Origin of the sequence: Streptomyces sp., assembly GCF_050698815.1 — a bacterium.
In the GTDB taxonomy this organism is placed as follows: Bacteria; Actinomycetota; Actinomycetes; order Streptomycetales; family Streptomycetaceae; genus Streptomyces.
The window spans coordinates 1-2,295 of record NZ_JBOHCV010000735.1 but is presented as its reverse complement, the minus strand read 5'-3'; the positions used below and the strand labels follow the sequence as shown (position 1 = coordinate 2,295).

2 protein-coding genes are annotated in these 2,295 nt (G+C 66.9%); one reads left to right on the top strand and one right to left on the bottom strand.

Annotation, left to right across the window (positions count from 1 at the left end):
• Nucleotides 1-208: 208 nt before the first annotated feature.
• Nucleotides 209-373: a helix-turn-helix domain-containing protein gene (locus ACRDP3_RS26050; protein WP_431519452.1), complete on the bottom strand. Its 165-nt coding sequence runs from the start codon at nt 371-373 to the stop codon at nt 209-211.
• 237 nt (nt 374-610) lie between these two features.
• On the opposite strand from ACRDP3_RS26050, the gene ACRDP3_RS26045 reads away from it, so the two are divergent.
• Nucleotides 611-2,233 carry a hypothetical protein gene (locus ACRDP3_RS26045; RefSeq protein ID WP_431519451.1) on the top strand — a complete coding sequence of 541 codons (1,623 nt, stop codon included), beginning with the start codon at nt 611-613 and terminating at the stop codon, nt 2,231-2,233.
• Nucleotides 2,234-2,295 lie beyond the last annotated feature (62 nt).

Genomic DNA, 2,295 nt, shown 5'->3' with positions numbered 1-2,295 from the left:
GACGTGAACGGTGCGACCGCGGCAGGGCGCGGAGCAAACCGGGTGGCGGGCCGGCGAACGTGCCCGCCGGGCCGGGAGAGGTCCGAGCCGGGCGCCACGATCGGCAGCGGTTCCGCCCCCCGTCACCGTGGACGCGGCCGGGCAAAGTATGACCGCAAACGCCGCCGGTGTGGGGTGGTGGGGTATCAGGAGCGGATGACGGGAATGGTCAGACGGCTCGGACGTACGAGTCGTCGAGGTACTTGTGCACATCGGAGGATCGCACGCGGTAGCGGTTGCCCACCCGGACGGCTCCGAGCGACCCGGATCGGATCAGCCGGTAGACGGTCATGTTGGAGACACGCATGAGGCGCGCGACCTCTGTGACCGTCAAGAATTCCGACGTCTGTTCCCGAGTCAAGTCCCCTCACCCCTCGTTCGGGAGTATACACGCCGGCCTCTCCCGAGCAGACCGGGCAAAGGCCTGCCCGGCCCCCCGACGACGGCCCGATGGCCCAGGGCATCAGTGAGGCCAGCCTCGGACCGCCAAGTGCAGTGAATCTTCGGGCGGCATAGGGTCGGCGCGCCGCGGCATGGGTCCGATGCTGCCCTCAGGGTGGAGGCTGCGCGCATGGCCGACGTGGTCAATATCAACAACTTGCTCGACCGCCATGTGGTCCTCGATCTCGGCTGCGTGGATCGCATCTACCTCAACGCCTATGTGCCCAACCTGCAGGTCGGCGGACAGGTCGTGACCTTCCTCACGGCCCACCTGGGAAACGACATCCCGTCGCCTGCGTTGTTCAAGCGCCTCGGCGATCGCTTCCGGGAGCAGGTCAAGACGTTCTCGGAAGCGAACGGCATCCCGATCCTGCGCCTGCGGCGGCCCGACCGGACCCGCTGGGACGACCGCAAGATCGACCACGTACAGCCGCTGCTCGATCAGGCCGAGCGCGAGGGGCGAACCGGTGTCGTGGCGATCGTCGCGGCCCAGGAGATCCAGAAGGTCTTCATGGGCTACCAACGGGGCAAGGGCGAGCACGGCAAGGCGGTGTGCTTCGGGTTCGACAAAGCCGACCGGGCCGTCACCGTCTACTACTTCTACCTCCTCGACCGCGAGTTCGGACCCGGGTTCATCAAGCTCTGCACCTACTTCCCCTACCCCGGCAAGGTGTGGCTCAACGGCCACGAGTGGGTCAAGCGCCAGGCCAGCCGGGCGGGCCTGGCCTTCACGCCGCTCGCCAACGGCTTTGCAGCCACCGACGATCCCGCCGCCCTCCAAGCCATCTGCGACCGCCTGGGCGACGCCGATCTCCAGTCCTTCTTCGACCGGTGGATGCAGATCATCCCAACCCCCCTTGGCCCGTTCGACCGACAGGCGGGCTACTGGTGGGAGCTGTCCATGCGCCAGATCGAGGTCTCGCGCACCGTCGTGTTCGACGACCCCCGTCGTGCCCGTAGCTTCTTCGAGTCGCTCGTCTCCGACAACGTCGGCATCGGCCGGCCCCATGAGGTGTCGGCAGTCTTCGCCCGGCAGGTCCGCACCACGACCAAGAGCCTGTTCCGCACCCGCATCTTCACCGCCGGGACCGACGTGAAGCTCGATCTCACCTACAAGCACTCGAGGGTCAAGCAGTACCTCAAAGAGGGGAGGGCGCTTCGGATCGAGACCGTCATCAACAAGCCGTGGGACATCGGGGTCCTCGCCCGCATCAGCCACCTGGGCGAGCTCGTGGGCAAGGCACGGCAGGTCAACGACCGTCTGCTTATGATCGAGCGTGCCGGCCAGGGCTGTGCCATCGGCTCTGCGCTTTTCGAGCGCATCCAACAGCCCTACGTACGGGAGGGCCAACGAACCGGAGCACTGCGCTTCGGGGACCTACGCGCCATGGCCCTGGCCGGTGCCCTCGGGGTGTTCGTCCACGCCGTCGCCGGCTTCACCAACAAGAGCCTCCGGAGCCTCGTCGCCGGGCTGCTCGGTGTCGACTACACCGCCTCGCAGATGACCTACGACCTGCGCCGCCTGCGTTTGCACGGCCTCATCGAGCGCATCCCCCGGACGAACACCTATGTCCTGACCCCAGACGGGATCCGGGTGGCTGTCTTCTACAGCAAGGTCCACGCCCGGATCCTGACCCCGCTCCTCGCGGCCGACCACCCGCCTGCGCCGATCGAGGTCCGCCGTGCGCTGCACACCCTTGACCGAATCGTGGGCGATTACGTCACACATGCACGCCTCAGGACAGCCGCATGAGACTTGTCACAACGTTCAACGTTCACGCCCCCAAGGAGGACTAGGCCAAAGATGGCCCGCGC